Source organism: Sorangium aterium (assembly GCF_028368935.1).
In the GTDB taxonomy this organism is placed as follows: domain Bacteria; phylum Myxococcota_A; class Polyangia; order Polyangiales; family Polyangiaceae; genus Sorangium; species Sorangium atrum.
This window is the reverse complement of sequence record NZ_JAQNDK010000001.1, coordinates 2,325,604-2,343,719: the sequence shown is the minus strand read 5'-3', so window position 1 is coordinate 2,343,719 and position 18,116 is coordinate 2,325,604. Positions and strand designations below refer to the sequence as shown.

At 67.2% G+C, this 18,116-nt stretch carries 16 protein-coding genes; 9 read left to right on the top strand and 7 right to left on the bottom strand.

Annotated features, from left to right (window positions below):
- Positions 1–517 precede the first annotated feature (517 nt).
- From POL72_RS08350 to POL72_RS08335, 4 genes are all read left to right on the top strand, one after another.
- Positions 518–2,152, top strand: coding sequence for a hypothetical protein (locus POL72_RS08350; RefSeq protein WP_272094504.1), 1,635 nt, complete (start codon positions 518–520; stop codon positions 2,150–2,152).
- Between the two features lie 477 nt (positions 2,153–2,629).
- Positions 2,630–3,187, top strand: a complete 558-nt coding sequence (locus tag POL72_RS08345; RefSeq protein ID WP_272094503.1) for a dihydrofolate reductase family protein — start codon at positions 2,630–2,632, stop codon at positions 3,185–3,187.
- 1,096 nt (positions 3,188–4,283) lie between these two features.
- On the top strand, positions 4,284–5,078 hold the full coding sequence (locus POL72_RS08340; RefSeq protein ID WP_272094502.1) for a hypothetical protein: 795 nt from the start codon (positions 4,284–4,286) through the stop codon (positions 5,076–5,078).
- A gap of 334 nt (positions 5,079–5,412) precedes the next feature.
- Positions 5,413–5,598 (top strand): hypothetical protein, encoded by a 186-nt coding sequence (locus tag POL72_RS08335; protein ID WP_272094501.1) that lies wholly within the window; start codon positions 5,413–5,415, stop codon positions 5,596–5,598.
- 241 nt (positions 5,599–5,839) lie between these two features.
- Here POL72_RS08335 and POL72_RS08330 read toward each other — a convergent pair whose 3' ends face one another.
- Positions 5,840–6,295 carry an enoyl-CoA hydratase/isomerase family protein gene (locus POL72_RS08330; RefSeq protein WP_272094500.1) on the bottom strand — a complete coding sequence of 152 codons (456 nt, stop codon included), beginning with the start codon at positions 6,293–6,295 and terminating at the stop codon, positions 5,840–5,842.
- Between the two features lie 55 nt (positions 6,296–6,350).
- Between POL72_RS08330 and POL72_RS08325 the strand changes: the two genes are divergently transcribed.
- Complete coding sequence (locus POL72_RS08325) at positions 6,351–8,204, top strand: CotH kinase family protein (RefSeq protein ID WP_272094499.1); 1,854 nt, start codon at positions 6,351–6,353, stop codon at positions 8,202–8,204.
- Between the two features lie 849 nt (positions 8,205–9,053).
- Here POL72_RS08325 and POL72_RS08320 read toward each other — a convergent pair.
- Positions 9,054–9,977, bottom strand: a complete 924-nt coding sequence (locus POL72_RS08320) for a LysR substrate-binding domain-containing protein (protein ID WP_272094498.1) — start codon at positions 9,975–9,977, stop codon at positions 9,054–9,056.
- Positions 9,978–10,081: 104 nt separating this feature from the next.
- Here POL72_RS08320 and POL72_RS08315 point away from each other — a divergent pair, with 104 nt between their 5' ends.
- The 4 genes from POL72_RS08315 (at position 10,082) to POL72_RS08300 (ending at position 12,853) form a co-directional block, all read left to right on the top strand.
- Positions 10,082–10,312, top strand: a complete 231-nt coding sequence (locus tag POL72_RS08315; RefSeq protein ID WP_272094497.1) for a hypothetical protein — start codon at positions 10,082–10,084, stop codon at positions 10,310–10,312.
- A 46-nt stretch (positions 10,313–10,358) separates the two neighbouring features.
- The gene (locus tag POL72_RS08310; RefSeq protein WP_272094496.1) at positions 10,359–10,814 is read left to right on the top strand and encodes a DUF6640 family protein; all 456 of its coding nucleotides are present in this window, start codon (positions 10,359–10,361) and stop codon (positions 10,812–10,814) included.
- 16 nt (positions 10,815–10,830) lie between these two features.
- Complete coding sequence (locus POL72_RS08305) at positions 10,831–11,463, top strand: HupE/UreJ family protein (protein WP_272094495.1); 633 nt, start codon at positions 10,831–10,833, stop codon at positions 11,461–11,463.
- 871 nt (positions 11,464–12,334) lie between these two features.
- The gene (locus POL72_RS08300; RefSeq protein ID WP_272094494.1) at positions 12,335–12,853 is read left to right on the top strand and encodes a GNAT family N-acetyltransferase; all 519 of its coding nucleotides are present in this window, start codon (positions 12,335–12,337) and stop codon (positions 12,851–12,853) included.
- Positions 12,854–12,972: 119 nt separating this feature from the next.
- Here POL72_RS08300 and POL72_RS08295 read toward each other — a convergent pair whose 3' ends face one another.
- The 5 genes from POL72_RS08295 to POL72_RS52215 form a co-directional block, all read right to left on the bottom strand.
- Positions 12,973–13,284, bottom strand: a complete 312-nt coding sequence (locus tag POL72_RS08295; protein ID WP_272094493.1) for a protein-glutamine glutaminase family protein — start codon at positions 13,282–13,284, stop codon at positions 12,973–12,975.
- Positions 13,285–13,459: 175 nt separating this feature from the next.
- Entirely contained in the window at positions 13,460–14,506 is a 1,047-nt protein-coding gene (locus POL72_RS52130) for a hypothetical protein (RefSeq protein ID WP_444547635.1), read from the bottom strand.
- 173 nt (positions 14,507–14,679) lie between these two features.
- Positions 14,680–16,005 (bottom strand): MFS transporter, encoded by a 1,326-nt coding sequence (locus POL72_RS08290; RefSeq protein ID WP_272094492.1) that lies wholly within the window; start codon positions 16,003–16,005, stop codon positions 14,680–14,682.
- A 368-nt stretch (positions 16,006–16,373) separates the two neighbouring features.
- Positions 16,374–17,186, bottom strand: a complete 813-nt coding sequence (locus POL72_RS52220; RefSeq protein WP_276596399.1) for a transposase — start codon at positions 17,184–17,186, stop codon at positions 16,374–16,376.
- On the bottom strand, positions 17,080–17,745 hold the full coding sequence (locus POL72_RS52215) for a transposase zinc-binding domain-containing protein (protein ID WP_506377472.1): 666 nt from the start codon (positions 17,743–17,745) through the stop codon (positions 17,080–17,082). The genes POL72_RS52220 and POL72_RS52215 overlap by 107 nt, the downstream gene beginning before the upstream one ends.
- Positions 17,746–18,116 lie beyond the last annotated feature (371 nt).

Here is an 18,116-nt window from a genome sequence, read left to right as displayed (position 1 = left end):
GACGGCCAGACCAACGCCCGGACGGACACGTGTGCCCACGGCACGCCGATGCGCCCCTTAGCGCGCGCGGCGCCGCCCGGACCACGCGCTTTCGATTCAGGACCGAGCCGTCACGACGCTCGTGGTCCCACCTTTCGCTCTGCCGCGCTACACTTCCTCGCGCTGCGATCCGGCTTGGTCGGCAAGCTGTTGGCTGCGATAGCGCGCAAATAGAGCTTAGGCCCCCGAGAGGAGTGCCCCCCGGGGGGCGTTGGCGAAGGTGCCCGACGGGTCGAGGTCGCGGCGCGCGATCGGCCGCCGTTGTCAAGGTGACCGAGCACATGGAGCTTTCGTGCCACGGAGCCATTTCGCGTTAAATTGACGATCCCGACGTCCCGTCAGGCTCCGAATGCACCCGGAGCAGGAGGCGAACGACCCGCAAGTACGGCGAAGGTGGCGTGGCGCAGGCGCCGCCGAGTGGCATCGTTTGGCCCGTCCGCAGCCGGGAGTATCCGGCAAAGCACCGCGGAGGTGAAGAATGGCGAGAGTCAACGAAGGTACCCCCAAGGCCGTCGGCGCGGCGCTCTTCGTGCTGCTCACCGCTGCCACGACGCATGCCATGCCGCGACCCGTGCTTCCCGATCCCGACCACGTGCAGGTGGTGGGGAACGGCAGGGTCATCCGGGTGACGCCGGTGGGGCTGCAAGACGATTTCAAGCGCATGGCGATCGACACGAGGAACCTGCAATGGGCGCTGAATAACGTGGCGCGCGGCGGCCGCATCGCGCTGGACGCCGGCACGTTCCACGTGAGCGAGACGCTGGCGGCCGAGGGCCTGGACGCGGAGGTGCGTGGCGCCGGCATGAACGAGACCGTGCTGGTGGCGCGCGGCCGCGCCGCGAACGGCACGTACGTGTTCCCCCTGCTGAATGAAGCGTATCGTGAACGGCTGTTCCCACCGGGCTTTCCGCCGATCCTGGCGGTCTTCAACAAGCCGCCTTCGCGCAAGACGCCCTGGCAGCTGACCAGCACGAACCTCACGCTGCGCAATCTGTCGTTCACCGTCGAGGGCGAGGGGCCCACGTTGACTTACTACGGCACCGAGGTCAGGCCAGTGTGGGCGGCCGTGCTGGTGACCGGATCCAAGGGCAACTACGACCCGACGAAGGACTTCAAGGTGGAGCATTACGACGTGTCGATCAAAAACGTGGGCGTGTACGGCCAGATTCTGAGCCCGACGTTGGGCAGCAATCTGATGGAGGGCCTGGTGTTCATCGGCGGAGAACAGTGGTTGCCGGTCGAGCCCGACACCGCCAACGGTGGCTGGAATGAGTTCGACCACCTTCCGGTGAACGGGCTCGTGACGGTGAAGAACTGTGTTCTCGAGCATACTCAGCTTCACTCGGTGGCCGTGGAGACGTTCCTGTCGCCGCCCGCCAGCCTGGAGGCTTTCGAGGCCCAAAGCGCCTTCCGCTTCCCGTCCCCGCCGCAGGACGTCTACCCACAGGCGTTCGCCGATATCGAGAACAACGTCTTCGACGATTCGGGGCACGGCGTGGCGACGGATCCCTTTCTGATTGCCTTCGGGACGCTGCTGCTGAGCCCGTCGAACGCGCCGCTGACGGTGGAGCACAACCGCTTCTTCGACTCGAACGGGCACGCCGTGGGCGTGCTCGCGGGCCAGAGCCTCACCGAGACGAGCCGCTGGCCCAAGGAGCCCTCGACGGTGAGCTTCGCCCACAACGAGATCGAGGCGGTGGCGACAGGGCCCTTCAACGCATCGTCCCTGTTCATCGCGGACCTCAGCGAACTCGACGGGGCGCCTTCGTACCTCCAGCCTTCGGTGCGCTTCAACCATATCGATGCGGCGCCGGGCTTTGGCAGCAGCCTCATCGAGCACCTGATGGGCAACGGCCTGGTGGCCGCCCACAACGTGCTGTCGGGCAGCGCTCCGCTGGGCATCAGCGTGGGCGCGCCGAACATCCTCGTGGGCACGCCGCTGCCCTGCACGAACGACCTGCTGACGCTGAACAACTTCGCCAACTTCAGCGGGCAGCCCATCTTGCTGGGCCCTGGCTCGCAGTCCTGCACGGCGAAAGTCTTCGACGCCTCCGACGTCGTCGACAGCGGAACCAACAACACCATCGTGGTGGTCGGGCACGGAGGCGGCTGATCCTGCGCGTCATCCTCGGAGCGCGCAGGCGGGGGGCCAGGACAAACCTGCGCGCTTCCTGTATGTTCGCGCGATGAATGCGACGAATATCGAAGCCGACGTCTGCGTGGTGGGCGCAGGGTTCGACGTCGAGGTGGCCACCCGCGAAGAGCTGCGGGTGACGGCGTAACCCGATGGCACGCCCAGCGGGCGGCTATCGGGCGGTCGACAAACCAACCTTGGCGACGCAGGAGACCCAAGTCTCCTCGAAGGTGAGCCGAGTTGTCCCCTGGGCCGCTACCGAAAACGCCTCACCTGGTGTAGGGGGGACTCAGGCATCCCTGCAGCTGTACATCTTGCCAGAACGTCAGATTGGGCCTGTGCTTTGCGACACCACGGACTCGAGGGTCTTGCGAGACGACAAAGCCGAGAGCCTCGCGGTGCGCATGGCAATACCGGAACATTGACCGATGCCTCGTTCCGAGGGAGACTCGCCGCATGGGACTGCTGACCTTCGCCATCAACGTCACCCTGGACGGCTGCGTCGACCACCAGGAGGGGATCGTCGACGACGAGACGCACGCCTTCTTCACCCGCCTCATGGACGAGAGCGGCGCGATGCTGTGGGGCCGCGTCACCTACGAGATGATGGAGAGCTACTGGCCGGCGGTCGCCCGCGGCGACGAGGAGGCGCCCCCGGCGCTGCGCGAGTGGGCGGCCAAGCTGGAGACCAAGCCGAAGTACGTGGTGTCGTCCACGCGCAAGGACTTCCCGTGGACCAACAGCCACCCCATCGCCGGCGATGTGCGCCTGGGCGTGCAGAAGCTCAAGGACGCGACCCCGGCCGGCGTGCTCCTCGGCAGCGGCAAGCTCGCGACCGAGCTGGATCGGCTGGATCTCATCGACGAGTACAAGTTCCTCGTCCACCCCAAGCTCGCCGGCCACGGCCCGACCCTGTACCAGAGCGGGCTGCCCGCCACGCGGCGGCTCGATCTGGTCTCGGCCAAGCCGCTCCGCTGCGGCGCGATGGCGATGCACTACCGGCGCGCGCGCTGACTCAGAGGAGCCCCATCGCGCCCAGCTCGCGGGCCGAACCGCGCGTCCGCTGGCGCGGACTGGATCTCGATCAAGCCGGCGCGATCCCCAGCCACCGGCGCAGATCCGCTGTTCTCATCCAAGCTGCCCAACCAGCGGATGCTGCCGGTCGCATTTCACGCGGCGGCAGATCCGCACGTCGTTGGGCCGGCAGCGTGCGGGGACGCAGGCACGATCCCGAAACAGGCGGCAGCGCATCCAAGGGCCCGGCAACAGGGCGGCGAGCGAAGGAGAACCCCTCGGCGCTGCGCCGCCAGGCCAGGCGCCGACCCCGATCGGTGATGCCGCGGGCCCTTCACCGCGGGCGACGCGGCGGAAGAGGGCGCCGCGTTGGGCCACACCGGAGCCGCCCTCGGCGGCGAAGCAGGCGGAAACTACGAAAATCGCTGCTGTTTCCAGCGACCACTCGCTATCGACCAGTTTCTCTGAGCGCGCCTCGGCGCACAGCGCGCTCTTCGTTCAACCACTCCACGCCGTCGACGAAGAGGCGCGTCAGCGCGCCGAAGAGCGCGCCATCCTGGGCTAACCTGCGCCGCCACGGTAACGGTAACGGAAACCTTACCCCACGTCGCAGTGGACAGAACATCCCATCCACGATTCTGGTCAAGTCGTCGAAGAGGTTCGTGATTTCCCTGAGATGGCGCAACACTGGGACATCGTGCACCGCCAGCGGGTCCCCACGCTCGGAAGACGCCAGGGTGGCCGCCTTTCTGCGCTTCCACGCGCCCACGTTGATATCGTTGGATGCGGCGGGAACTCGAGCGCGCACACTGACTCAAACTGCCGCCAACCATCTACCCGGAACGTCCACCGCCGCACGCTCGGCGCGTCACAGCTCGAGAGCGTCAAAGCGATCACGGATCGAGCCATGCCGTCTGGGCCGTACCAGGCTTTGAGCCCCGCCCGGGGCGGCGCGAGCACGGCTGACATTGGCCCGCTTCGTGACGCTTGACATTCATTAAATGTCACGCATGGTTAACAAAAATCCAAGGCCTGATTCAGCCGGAAGCGCGCGGCCGACGAGGAAAGTTGGGAGCGTTGATCAGGAGGTCTTTTTGTGAAAAAGCAAACGCCATTCGTCCTTTGCTGGTTGTTGTGTGTGGTGGCCCTGGCAGGTTGCGACGGGGAAGCACCGAGCCAGGAGGAGGGCGTCGGAAACGTCACTGCCGCCTTGACGATGGCGAATCAGCACGATGTGGCAGCCATCGATTTTCGTATCGCGACGCTTGCCCAGTCTTGTGATAATCCGCTCACGCAGGCCATCAATGCGCTGGAAACGGAGGTCCTTCCACCATCGCTCCAACCACCCGGCTCCGGCGCACACGCATTCGCAGACGCACTATTCGTGTTGCCAGTCGGTGACTACCGACTGTGCGCCATTCCTGTCACCACGTTCGGCACGCCATCAGTGCAATGTGGACGAGTCGAGGCCACAGTGACGGTGTTGCCGAACGTGACGAACGAGGTTGTCCTCGTATCACAGTGTAGTGGCGCCGAGATGGGCGGGCTTGACGCGGTCGTCGTGCTCAATGATCCGCCGCAGATCACAGGACTGCTCATCGCCGAGAGCAAATTCATCACCTTGTGCCAGGCGGCGCAGATCAGGGTCAACGCCGTCGATCCGAACGGTGATGCCCTCTCGTTCTCGTTCTCGGTCGTGTCAGGACCCGGCCCGGGTTCGCTGATGCAGGGCGCTCCGGCGATCGTAGGTTGCACGGCCGAATCGCCGGAATGCCAGACGTTCACCCCCAGCATCGTGGGCGATTACCTGTTGCGGGTGGAAGTTGGCGACGGGCTCGGGGGCGTGGCTACTCTCACGTTTCCGATCCACGTCTCCCCATGTGACCCATAGCACCGCCGTGGAATTAGGGACGCAAGTCCTTGAAATGACATGGAAGCGCCCGTCGGCGAGGTCATCCATTGATCCGCGCCCGAGCGGGGCCTCGCTCCAGGTAGGGTCTCTCCCTCGCTTGACCGGCGAAGGATCCACCGGCATGCCGAGGTTCTCGAGGATCTTTGTGATCGTGGCGCGCTCGGTGATCGCACAGAGGATGCAGATCCGCGCGTGGCACTTTCGGCACCGAGTTTCATCGATTTCGAACGTTCGGCGCAGAGGTGTAGCCCACGCGAGGCGCCTTGACTTCGCGAGCAACGCCCCACCGAAGAGCCGATCCCAGTGGTGCACCATGATGATGTTGAAGTCGACCTCCACGCCCTCGGTGATCTTTGGCGACACATCGCTCTCTGCGCCAGCGGTGACAGAGCGAGGAGTCGACGACGGTGCCAAGGAAAGCGGCGCGGCGAAGGGTGAGCCGGTAGCGGAAACGGTTGTCAGGCGACGGCAACTTTTATTGACGCTCTACACCCCATAGCTCCAGTCGTTGGGCCGGAAGAGTGCGGGGACACATGCAGGATCCCGAAACAGGCGGCAGCGCATCGAACGGCCCGGGAACAGGGCGGCGAGCGAAGGAGAATCCCTCGGCGCTGCGCCGCCAGGCCAGTCGTCGACCCCGATCGGTGATGCCGCGGGCCCTTCACCGCAGGCGACGCGGCGGAAGAGGGCGCCGCGTTGGGCCACACCGGAGCCGCCCTCGGCGGCGAAGCAGGCGGAAACTACGAAAATCGCTGCTGTTTCCAGCGACCACGCGCTATCGACCGGTTTCTCTGGCGGGACTGTTCCGCGGGGGCCAACCGTCGTGAACCGTCGCTTCCCCGGGGATCTGGGGGGAGCGAGACGACGGATCGCACCCCCTCCGGGAAGCGGAACGCCGCGCCGAAGGCGGCGTCGAAATCGTCGAGGAAGCTTGAGAGCCTCTCCCGATCGAGCGATGCGAGCTCGTGCAAATCGAGCCCCGCGGACAGGTACTGTCCGGTGCCGCGGACGAGAACGCCGCTCACGGCGTCGTCCTGCGCGAGCCGCCCGAAGACGTCGGTCATCTCACGGAGCAACGCCTGGTTCATGGCGTTGACCTTGGGTCGGTTCAGCGTGATCTCGGCCATGCCGTCACGGGTGAGCACCTCGACGCATTGCATCGCGAGATGCATCGCGCAGCGCCGCTCATGGCGCAAGATCGCGTGTCAGGCGGCCCCGCGGAGGCGGCCGGACGTGCTAGACGCTTGTCTCATGGGACGGAAACACACAACCACGCTCGTTCGTGCACGCAGCATGCTCTCGGTGATGGCGTTGGCGCTGGCCCTCGGCGCGTCCGCGTGCGGCTCCGACCCGCCGCAGACGCCCGGCGAAACCCCCGACGCCTCCTCCGGCGGTGGCCCCCCCGGCGACGGCGGCGGCCCCTCCGGCGGCGGCGGCCCGTCCGGCGACGGCGGCGGCCCCGACACACCCGATCCCGATCCGAGCGACGCCATGTTCGATCCCGACCACGTCATCGAGGTGGGAATCACCCTGGCGCCCGAGGACTGGGAGACGCTCCGCCGCCAGTCCCGCGACGTCTCGGAGGTGATCGGCGAGGGCTGCATGGAGGGCCCCAAGAGGAGCCCTTACACCCAGTTCCCCGCGACCGTCACCGTCGACGGCACCACGCTCGAGATGTCGTCCGTCCGCAAGAAGGGCTTCCTCGGTTCCGCCAGCCTGTCGAAGCCGTCGCTCAAGGTGAGCTTCGACGAATACGTGGACGGGCGCGAGTACGCCGGCCTCGAAGGGATGACCCTCAACAACGCCCGTCAGGATCCCTCGCTGATCAAGACGTGCCTCGCGTTCAAGGTCTTCCGCGACGCCGGCCTGCCCGCCTCGCGCTGCAACTTCGCCCACGTGACCGTCAACGGGCAGGACCTCGGCATCTACGCGCACGTGGAGCCGGTCGGGAAGCGCCTCCTCGAGCGCCATTTCACGGACGCGAGCGGCGACCTCTACGAGGGCCAGGTCAGCGACTTCCGCGACGGATGGACCGCCACGTACCAAAAGAAGACCAACGAGGACGACCCCGACCTGAGCGAGCTCGACGCGGTCTCCGCCGCGCTCCTGGCCAGCGACGCCGAGCTCGACGCGACGCTCGGCGCGGTCCTGGATATCGAGACCTTCCGGCGGTACTGGGCCACCGAGTCGCTGATCGGCGCGTGGGACGGCTACGCGGGCAACACGAACAACCACTTCGTGTATTTCGACCCGGCGTCCGGGAAGATGTCCTTCTTGCCGTGGGGCCCCGACATGTCATTCGACGCGGACGACCCGCTCGGCCCGCCAGGGCGGCCGCAGTCGGTCTCGGCAAAGGGCGCCATCGCGAACCGGCTCTACCAGACCCCGGAGCTCCGCGCTGCCTATGCCGAGGCGATGATGGACCTCCTCGAGACGGCCTGGAATGAGGACGCGCTGCTCCTCGAGATCGACCGGATGGAGGAGCTCCTCGCGCCGTACGTGCGCGCGGACGCGGCGGCCGTGAGGGGGGCGACCGACGCGATACGGAGCTTCGTGAGCGGGCGCCGCGCCACGATCACCGCCGAGATCGCGCCGACGCCCCCCGCGTGGACGTTCCCGCAGCCCGCCACCGCGTGCCTGACGACGGTCGGGACCGTGAAGGGCACGTTCTCGACGACGTGGGGGTCGCTCACCGAGCCGGATCCCTTCGCCGCGGGGACGGGGACGTTCGACGCCGCGTTCCCTGCGGATGACCCGCAATCGGCCCGGACCGTCGGCTCCGCGGCGGGCTATGAAGGCTCCGAGCCAGGGGTCGAGTCCATCACGAGCGGCCGCGCCCAGGTGACGGTCGTCGGGAGCTTCCCCGACGGGACGGTGCGCGCCCTCGTGTTTTTCGTGGACCCGGAAGTCTTCGCCGCCGGAAAAGAGGGCCCGTACGACTGGCAATCGGTCATGGCGTTCGCGCTTGATTACACGCAGTCGGAGCCGGTGCTCACGGGCTTGTTCGGCGACGGCAAGATCCACTTCGACGAGGCCTCGACGGAGTCGGGAGCGCCGGTCACGGGCTCCTTCGAGGCGACCGTCCTCGGACGCGGTCTATTCTGAGGTGATGCCGATTCTGCTCCGCCCGGCAGGACGGCGCTGGTCGTCGCGCTCGGCCTCGGGGTCGTGATGCTCGGCGGGAGCCTGTTCGCGCTGTGGCCGCGGGGGGTTGCCGCTCCCGCCGTGGCTCGCCTGGCCGCTGGTGCTCGGCTTCGCGGGGGTCAACGCGAGCAGCGTCGCGCGCGCCGCGCTGGGGCTCGCGCGGGCGGACACCGGCTGGGAGCCCTCGGCTCGGGGCCCACGTGGCGGTCGCCGATTGTGCTCCTGACGACCCGGGGCCTGCTCTTCGCCACCACCAGCGACGAGGAGAAGAGCAGCCACGCCCGGGGCGACCCGCTGCTGGTCCGCGCTGGACGAGGGCCTGGCCGCGCGTGGCCTCACCCGCACCGTGATCGCGGTGCTGCGCCGCCAGGCCAGTCGCCGACTCCGATCGGTGATGCGGCGGGCCCTTCACCGCAGGCGACGCGACGGAGGAGGGCGCCCCGTTGGGCCACACCGGAGCCGCCCTCTGCGCGCAACAGGCGAAAACGATGAAATATCTACTGTTTCCGGTGGCCGCTCGTCATCGCCCGGCTTCTCTGGCGGGACTGTTTTGCGGCGCTGAACCGTCGCGATCCGTCGCTTCCCCGGGGATTTGGGGAGAGCGTGACGACGGATCGCACCCCCTGGATGGAATGAGGCAGCCGAAGCGGCGCCTGGACCCATGATGCCGATTGCACCGACCCGAGCCTCCTCTCGACGCGTTCGCGCGGCGGGGCCTGCGAAGACAGCCCGCAGCAGCGTGGAGGTCGGCCCATCGGTAGCCGAGGGTGTCCATTCTGTGCGTGCATGACGACATCGACGAAAGGAAGCTTACGACCGTGAGGTGGCCCGATCCGAGGAGCCGGATGCTAGCTTCACGAAGGCGCGTACAGCGCCGGCGGTCTCGTCAGCGCGGCCGATCAGGTGCAGCTCGGCGAAGACGTTCTTCGGGGCGACGAACGGACGATAGACGATGCGGGGAACCTTCACCTGAATCAGCGGTTTTGGAGCCAGCGCCACGCCCAGGCCTGCGCCGGCCAACGACAGCATGCTCAAGGTGGTGTCGGCGCGGTGGACCCGGCGCGGCTCGCGTCCTATCAAGAGAATCAATCTCTTCAGCACGTCGCCACCGGCCTCTTCCGATGGGAACATGATGAGCGGCTCTCCGGCGAGCATCTTCGGCGTCACGCGCCTGTGCGCCGCGAGCGTGTGCTCCTCTGCCATCGCGACCACCAGCGGCCAAGCGCCGATCGGTTGGACGCTCAACCGCGGATCTACCTTGAGAGCGAACGCCGGGCAGTAGCCGACGTCAACCTCGCCGGTCAACACGGCTTCCGCCTGCCTCGAAGGTGGCATCTCGCGCAGCTCGATCTCCGCGGCAGGATGGGCTTTGCGGAACGCTCGCAGGTGGTCCGTCATCTTGCCAGTGAGGATCGCGTTGCCCGCGTAACCGATGCGAACTTTGCCGATGTCGCCGCGCAGCGATTGCTGGACGATCGCCTTGGCCCGCTCCGCCTGCGCGACCGCCCGCTGCGCCTCGACGACCAGCAATGCGCCGGCTTCGGTCAGCTCCACGCGCCGACTCGTCCGCACGAACAGCGCGCCGCCGATCTCGCTTTCGAGCGCCCGAATCTGCATGCTCAGCGCCGGCTGAACGATGTGCAGTCGCTGCGCGGCGCGGCCAAAATGGCGTTCTTCGGCGACGGCCAGAAAATAGCGAAGGTGTCGTAGGTCCACGACATTCGACCGTACCATGGATCAATCAGCAGATCAAATCGATCGATTGGATCAATATATTGTTATTCTTGTGAATGGGCGGCTATGGTCTTCCTGGCCGACGCGCCCGCCACCTACTGGCAATGCTGATAGCCAACGGAGTCACCGGTGTGCGGGAAATGGGTGGCTCGTCACAGCGGATCGATCGTGCCCGCCGGCTCAATGACGCCAGCGCGGCAGGGCGCGTCGACGCTCCCGAGATCGTGCTCATCCCCGGGAACATCATCAGCTCCACCGCATCGCCGCGCGAAGCGATCCAGACCGCGAAGAAGCAAGTTACTATGAATTTCAACGCAGGGTGGCTGCGCCGATGAGGGAATCGGGCTATTTCAACCAAACGAGAGTCAGGAGCCTATCACCATGAACCGAAGTACCCTGGGAAGAGTCGTTCTCACGTTCGTTCTGGCGAGCGGCGCCACCGTCGCTGTCGGCGTGGACTGGAATAAAACCCACCTGTTCAACCCTGCATGGCATGAGCATGCGCGCTTTCATGACGCCCTCATGCTGCTCATCCTGTGTGGCGTGACGATCGTCGGATTGTGGATGGTGTGGCGGCGGTCCATGGAGCCGCAGGTCGGGTTCAACGTGGCGGCCTGGATCGTCGTCATCATCTGGACGCCCTTCTTCTACATTACGTGGCTCATCCCGGGGACCAGCCTGCTCGCGGGACCCGACGTGCCGCTCCCGGTCGTCGCTGGCATCCCGCTCTACCCGAACGTGCTCATCGCAGGTACCGAGCTCTTGCTCGCGGCGCTCGCCTACAAGCTCTTCCACAGCGATCCTGCATCGACGGCAGCGCGCGTGGCGAACGCCTGACGAGGAGAGGCGCTTCATGAAATCCACGATCCAAAACACGATGGGATGGGCTTCTTGTCCCGGCGCGCGCGCCCTGCTCGTCGCCATGCTCGTCTCGTGGCCCTCCGTGAGCTGGGCGCACCCGGGCGGCGCCGATGCGGGATTTCTGAAGGGCCTCTTCCATCCCGTGTTCGGCGCGGACCACCTGCTCGCGATGGTGAGCGTCGGTGTCGTCAGCTCGCAGCTCGGCGGAAAGCACCTCCTCCGGATCCCCGCCACGTTCGTCGCCGCGATGCTGGTCGGTGGCCTCCTGGGGATGGCGCGATGGCCCATGCGCCTGGGCGAGCTTTGCATCGCGGCGTCGGTCGCGGCGCTCGGTCTCGGCATCGTCACCACGACCCGTGGCTCCTCACCGTTCCTGCTCTCCGGATGCGTGGCGATGTTCGGTGTCTTTCACGGACATGCCCACGGCCTGGAGATGCCTCATGCGGTCAGCCCGGCGCTGTATGCCATGGGCTTTCTGCTGAGCACGACCGTGCTTCATCTGTGCGGTCTCGTCCTCGGCGAGCTCGCCGCCGGTCGAGAGTCCCTGTCGCGGGGGCTGCGCTATGCCGGCGCCGCCGTGATGGGGACGGGGATGGTCCTTCTGGTGCGCGGGGCCGGCATCTGACTGGAAGCCAACCACCAGCTCGAGGCGGCGAGGCGCAGCCTTGAGGAACGTGACGTCGACGCCCGACTCGTCCTGGGTCAGCGACGTGATGGAATCGGCGAAGAGGTACTCGACCCGGGGGCCCACGGGAGGCGTGACGACGGATCGCTGCCCGTCGGTGGGGTTGGGCCCAACCCGGGCCCAACCGGCGAGCCTCGATCCTGGGAAGCTCGCGTCGGCCGACGCGTCGCCTCGGGCCCTCGTGGTTGCCTCGCTCGCCGGCCCCCTGAACCGCGCCGTCGCCCTTGGGGATGAGGACGCGGCGCGGATCGTTCACGAGGCGATCGGTCGGCTGCTCGGCCTGGTGCCAGCACCGGAGGGGAGAGAAAGGTCGCGCCGACGGTAGCAAGCCGCATTGACGAGGCGCCCGGATAGGACAGGTGCGGAGATCCGCGGAAACCGAACTGTCTTGGCCTTGGCCGGCACTGTCGGAGATGGCGGCCGATCGTCTCCGCGCACCAGGACGAAGGTCGGATGCCGCGCCACGTACGCCGGCGAGATCGAGAGCTCCGCGCGGCACGCCTCCATGAACTCGCGCGTGTAGCCCCAGTGCACCTTGGAGCGGAGGGCGAGCGCGCCGAGGAGCTCAGCCTCCTCGGGGCGAGCGGCCCGGATCACGGGGACCTCAGGCAGGCGAGCCGACCGGGCGCGCCGGGGACGGCGGCGCGCCGGTCTCCGCCGGGCGGTGTCTGCTGGCGCACGGGCATGGCTTCGGCATGCAAGGCTTCGGCATTCTAGCGACGGGCTCCTGACCTCGCGATGTGCTGCGAGCGGACGAGCTCTCCGCGTGACGGCGTCTGCAACCGGCCCCGTCGAGTGATAAGAGAACGTCATGGGGTTCGATGTGCCTTTGATCCGAGAAGCACGGCCGGAGGACGCGCCGCTGCTCGCGGCAGCCGAGCGCGCGATCGCGAGCGTTCCGGGGAAGCTCGCCTCGATGCCCGACGAAATCGTCGACGACGACCTTCGAAAGAAGATAGTCGAGCTCGACGATCGCTGCGGCGGCATCTATCTCGTCGCCGAACACGCGGGCACGGTCGTCGGGCATGCGTTCTTGGAACCGCTCTCACTTGCCGCGACGTCGCACGTCGTCAGGCTGATGATCGCCGTTCACGAAGGCCATCAACGCCAAGGCGTTGGCAGAGCCCTCATGAACTCGCTCTTGCGCTGGGCGCGGTCAAACCCGCGCGTTGAAAAAGTCGAGCTTCAGGTGCGCTCGTCGAACGAGCCCGCGATCGCGCTTTATCGATCACTCGGGTTCGTCGAAGAGGGGCGTAAGACGAGGCGGCTGAAGATCGGTCCAAACGAGTATCTTGACGACGTTTACATGGCTCTGTGGGTTGGTCCGTAAAGCGCGAACCTTGCGCGCTCTCTAGAACGATACTCTTGCGTTTTGGCTTGTATGGGAAGGTACCGGCCACTGCGAATCGCCAACGTTGACGTTGCGTGGTTCTGAGTGCGGCGATGCAACTACCAGTCCCGCTGCCAAGCAATTCTACGCAATGCTCGATCGCCAAAATCGATGGCGACGTCCAGGATCATGAGCTGTCCACCGACCCGGACCACGGGCGCGACGTGGTGGGACCACGTCACGGTTCGAGACGGCTCGTTGGTTGTCTGGAAGACCAGCCGCTTGCGCGGCTTTGCCCTGACTCTGGCAAAGTAGGGCGTCGGATAGTCCCATTGGTGGAAGAAGTAGACCGCTGCCTCGGCCCGCTCCTCGCAGCCGTTGTCGGCCGCGAGCCAGGGAATCCGCCGCAGAAACTCGGCTTGCTCCGGCACGGTGAGCAGCCGGCTGTCGCGGATCGCGGCGAACCCGGAGCTCAGCTGCTCCCCGGTCCACGTGGGAACGCAATCGGCTGCCAGGCTTCCGGGCGGGCCCTTGAGCTCGTCGAACGAGCGCGGACCGTCGGGCAGCTGGCAGGTCCCGCTCGCGTTGCCTCCGGGGGATCCTTCGTCACCCGGCGAGCCCGCGCCGGACGGCGGGGAGTCGAAGGCGTCCTCTAGCTAGCAGCGATCCCGTGCCGGCGCGCTCGATGTCAGGAGCCGGATCGGAATAAGCGCCCTCGTCGCCTCCACAGGCCGAGGCGGCCAGGGCCGCCCCCGCGACACACAACACTCTTGCAAGAGTAAAATAAGACTGTCGCATGAATCTGATCTCCCTGTGTAAGACATGAAGCGCCCCGAGAGGAGCCGTCACGCTCGGAGCATGTCGGGGACCACGGGGTGCGGCGCACCATAGCACCGCTCGCGGTCCCCGCACGGCGGACATCGGCGATTCTCGAGGCTCGGCTGGCTCCTGCGCCGCCGTTCGACGGTTACCGGGTGGATGCCGGCAACCCCGGTCGTCCTTCGCTCGAACCGCATCGGATCGCGCCGTTTTCCTGCTGTGCGCAACCACGCACCGCGACGCGAGGACTTCCCTCTGCAGGGGCGCAGTGCCTCGGTGTACAATGCTCATCATGAAGAGCTTTTCCTGATGAGCACGCTGTGTCTGCCTGTCGCGTGCAGCCCCGAGAACCCGGACTTCGATCCAGCGAGCTCCGACGCCACGAGCACGGGGACGTCCGGCGGGGCGGCGGCTTGCCCGCTTGCGATGATGGGCAGACCTTCTGCTCCGGATCCTGCGCGGACAGGGGCTCCAGCATCGCCCACGCATCGTGAGCGAGCTGATCGAGTCGGCACCACTCATGGCGTGTCTGTCGGATCGCGAGCGGCTTCTCCGCTCGATGCTGCGCCGTGCGACCGGGCAAGGTGCTCTTGTCTTTGTTGAGCTCCTCGTGACGGTGAGCGACTGGTCCACGAGGACGTCGTCGCCGAGCTCGACCCAGTTCGGGTGTGCGTAGAAGTCCTGCACCGCGTGAAGCGAACGGGAAAGGGCCAGGCGACACCTCGCCACGCGCGTCCGCGCAGGGCGCGTGTTGGTCGAGGCTCCTTCCGGGCGAGTTTGCGGTGCAGGACCGTGGTTATCGGCTTGGCCTGCCCAGGCGCACGGCACCACCATCACTGCGTCATGAACCGTCCGCGCGACGCGGGCGAGGTCAGCGCTCTCTCCGCCACGCGGACGGAGCCCACTGCACTGCCACGCGACATTCGCTCGCTGGCCTTGCGGACGCTGGGTAGAAGTTGCGGATGCTGGCGGCGGCCTGCGGCCGCCAGGCCTGATCCGCCGGCGCCCTACCAGCCTGCCAGCCGGGGGACGAGCACCCGGATGCTGACGCCGGCGATGAGCAGGCAGCCGGCCAGAAACAGCATGGGGGCGAGCTGGCTGCCGGTCGCGTCGTAGATGCGCGGCACCACGTTCTGGGCCACGAAGCCGCCGAGGTTGCCCACCGAGTTGATGGCGGCGATGCCAGCGGCGGCGTGCGGGCCCGCGAGGAGCTTCTGGGGCACGCTCCAGAACACCGGCTGGCCGGCGAAGATGGCGGCGGCGGCGACGCACAGCAGGGCGAACTTGGGCGCTGCGCCCGGCACGACCACGCTCAGCACCAGGGTGACGGCGCCCAGCAGCATGGGGCCGGAGATGTGCCAGGCGCTGACGCCGTTGCGGGCGGCATGGCGCGGCACCCACCAGAGCGCCAAGGCGACGAAGACCCAGGGGATGACGTTGATGAAGCCGTTCTGGATGTTCGAGGCGCCGAAGCCCTTCACGAGGGTGGGCAGCCAGTAGCTGAGGCCGTAAGCGCCGAGCGGCAAGCCGACATACAGGCCGGCGAGCGCCATCACTCGTATGTCCAGCAAGGCCCGCCAGGGGGAGCCTTCCGCCTGTTGGCGGGGCTCCGCGGCGAGGGTCCTGGCGAGCCAGGCCTTCTGGTCGGGGGTGAGGAAGCGGGCCTGCTCGGGGTGGCTCGGCAGGCGCCAGAGGACGTAGGGCGCGAGCAGGACGGCGGGAGCGCCGGTGGCCACGAACACCCACTGCCAGCCAGCCAGTCCCAGGAGGCCGTTGAGATCGAGCAGCGCGCCGCCGACGACCGAGCCCACCGCGTTGGCCAGGGCGCTGGCCATCATGAAGGCGCCGATCATGCGGGCGCGGTGCGCATGCGGGTACCAGAGGGTCAGGACGTAGAGCACGCCCGGGAAGAAGCCGGCCTCCGTCACGCCCAGCAGGAAGCGCAGGACGAAGAACATGGCCGGGCTCTGGGTGAACCCCAGCGCGATGGTGACGAGGCCCCAGGTGCCCATGATCCGGCTGAACCAGACCCCGGCGCCGACGCGGACGAGGATCAGGTTGGCCGGCGCCTCGAACAGGAAGTAGCCGAGGAAGAACAGCGAGGCGCCGAGGCCGTATGCGGCTTCGGTGAGGCCCAGGGCGCCCACCATCTCCAGCTTGGCATAGGAGACGTTCTGCCGGTCGATGTACGCGATCAGGTACATGAGGCAGAAGAGCGGCATCAGGCCACGGGTGACCCGCTTCAGGGTCGCGGCGCCGATGTCTGGGGCCGCGGCGCCGATGTCCGGGGTCGCGGGGCCGATGTCCGGGGCCGCGCCCCCTGCGTGCTGCATGCCTTCCTCCAATCCTCTCGATAGGCTAGGAAATCCAAACTCGATCCGAAAGTCAAGCTCCTCTCGTAGCGGCCGTCCAATCGTACAGCCACGCTGCATGCGATGGTTGACATGCGCTTGGCTGTGGGTTGCCGTGTCGCCGCTCCGCGGAGCGGCTACTCCTGCGGAACAGCCATCTAAGCGGATAGGAAACGATAGAGCTCTCGCCCGTGTCAAGCCCCGCGGGAACGGCGCCTGGCGAGCCGTCTATCGCGCATCAAACACCCGCTCGCCCCGTCGCAGGGCCCGCGCGCCGTGCATTGGGTGCAGCTCTGGCTCGACGGACCGCGACGTGCGTTCGCCATGACGGGCTCGGGCCGGGTGCCCACCTACGCCGCGTCGAACCCGAACGCCATCGGTTCCCACGTTGGATCGCGCGCGGGTGCTGCCGTTCGGGGCTGTGAGGGCAAGTTCAGATGATCGAGGATGCGGCGCACCACCGCTGAGTCGGTGATCGTGGAAAGCACGCGCATCCTCCGTTCGCATTTCGGGCAGCGGAGCGCATCGAAGCCGAACGAACGCTTCATGAGCACGGCCCACTCGACGTAGCGCGACGTTGCGAACAACTCCCCTTCGAGCAGCCGCCCCCAGTGCAAGACCGAGATCAGGGTCGGCTCGACTCGCACCGTGGGCTCGGCATGCGCGAGCGACCTCGCTGAGAGCGCCGGCGGAGCGCACGGCGACGCGGGCGCGGGCGATGCGGGCGCGGGCGCGGCGGGCAGAGGCGCGTGCCCCGCGCACGGCTCAGACTTCGCGGCGCGGGCCGGAGGTTTGGGTGTCACGAGAGAGCGCCACGACGAGCGAGGCGCGAACACGCCATGGTATCTCACAAGCGGGATCTTCGGCGGAGGAATCAAAGCCGCGAGCCGGGCCATGAACTCCATTGGACTCATGACGCGGTGAGTGCGTCCCCGCCGAGGTGTCTTCAGCAAGTACGCTATACGCCCATCGGGCAGGAGCTCGATTCGAGCGAGTGCGAAGGCCGGGCGGGAGCAGTACCGCACGAGCCTCTCGCGCGCGGGTCGTCGACCGCCGTCATCCGCTGCGATGCGCACCGCGCAATGCACGTCGAACCCGTCGCACGCCGCGGAGAAGCGTCGCTCTCTTGAAGGCGGCGGCGCATCGTGGAAGCGCACGCCCATGGCGGTCTTCTCGAAAACGCCGTCGATTGCCAGCGGCGGTCTTCTCGAAAACGCCGTCGATTGCCAGCGTGTGAAAATGGACGTGAACGTTCAAGCTCGAGCCGAATCTCTGAGGGAACCCGACCGAGCCCGTCCGTGCGCCGGCGATGCTCGCGAGCCGCGTGGTCACGCGGGCGATCTCCTCCGCGAAGATGCGCTCCATCGCCGCGAGGACGTCGGACCTTTTGGCCGCAAGCGCACGCAGCTCAAACGGAAGCGACATGACCCACTGCCTGACGGGCACGTTGGGCAAGATACGATAGACGAGCGTCGCCGCCTCATCGCACATCCGGCGCGAGGCGCAGCTGGGGCAGGGGCCGCGGAGCTTGCATGAGAAGGCGACGAGCACATCGTGACCGCAGCCATCGCAGTGACATCGGACGAAACCTCGCGCGAGATCGCCACAGGCGAGGTAGCCATCGAAGGCGGCGACAACGCACTTCGAGAGCGGGGCCGCGTACGTGCGCGCTGCGTGCGCGACGTAGGTCGCGAGGTGCTCCTGAACAAGGCCATACAACACGGTCTGATGCGGTTCGCGAGGCGCGCACGCGTGCGGCGCTGGCCGCAAGGTCCTTGGACGCGCCGACAGCGGCCGAGACTCCGCTTGGGTGAGAATCCCGGCGGCTGCAAGCGAAACACGGGCCGCTCGTGCTCCGCGGGGAATTCAGCGGGACGAAAGCCGGCGGGACCTGGCGGCGCCATGGCGGAGAGGTACGGCGCGACCACGACCGCTGCTGCGGCGAGCGGCGGCTCTCAGCCCGGCAAGAGGCGGCTCTCGGATGTCTGATCCCATGATGCGCGACCAGGCACCGCCCAACACAGAATTGGACCTGACGGCGCTTCGCGCCGCAGGTCAATTCAACGTTGGGCTGGCAGAGTGCGGGCACGCAG

Bases quoted from the DNA above. Each gene is read 5' to 3' on its own strand.
- POL72_RS08350 (WP_272094504.1), top strand. From the start codon at position 518: ATGGCGAGAGTCAACGAAGGTACCCCCAAGGCCGTCGGCGCGGCGCTC.
- POL72_RS08310 (WP_272094496.1), top strand. From the start codon at position 10,359: ATGAACCGAAGTACCCTGGGAAGAGTCGTTCTCACGTTCGTTCTGGCG.
- POL72_RS08305 (WP_272094495.1), top strand. From the start codon at position 10,831: ATGAAATCCACGATCCAAAACACGATGGGATGGGCTTCTTGTCCCGGC.
- POL72_RS08345 (WP_272094503.1), top strand. From the start codon at position 2,630: ATGGGACTGCTGACCTTCGCCATCAACGTCACCCTGGACGGCTGCGTC.
- POL72_RS52130 (WP_444547635.1), bottom strand. From the start codon at position 14,506: ATGGTGGTGCCGTGCGCCTGGGCAGGCCAAGCCGATAACCACGGTCCT.
- POL72_RS08335 (WP_272094501.1), top strand. From the start codon at position 5,413: ATGATGATGTTGAAGTCGACCTCCACGCCCTCGGTGATCTTTGGCGAC.
- POL72_RS08325 (WP_272094499.1), top strand. From the start codon at position 6,351: ATGGGACGGAAACACACAACCACGCTCGTTCGTGCACGCAGCATGCTC.
- POL72_RS08320 (WP_272094498.1), bottom strand. From the start codon at position 9,977: ATGGTACGGTCGAATGTCGTGGACCTACGACACCTTCGCTATTTTCTG.
- POL72_RS52220 (WP_276596399.1), bottom strand. From the start codon at position 17,186: ATGGGCGTGCGCTTCCACGATGCGCCGCCGCCTTCAAGAGAGCGACGC.
- POL72_RS08300 (WP_272094494.1), top strand. From the start codon at position 12,335: ATGGGGTTCGATGTGCCTTTGATCCGAGAAGCACGGCCGGAGGACGCG.
- POL72_RS08315 (WP_272094497.1), top strand. From the start codon at position 10,082: ATGCTGATAGCCAACGGAGTCACCGGTGTGCGGGAAATGGGTGGCTCG.
- POL72_RS08290 (WP_272094492.1), bottom strand. From the start codon at position 16,005: ATGCAGCACGCAGGGGGCGCGGCCCCGGACATCGGCCCCGCGACCCCG.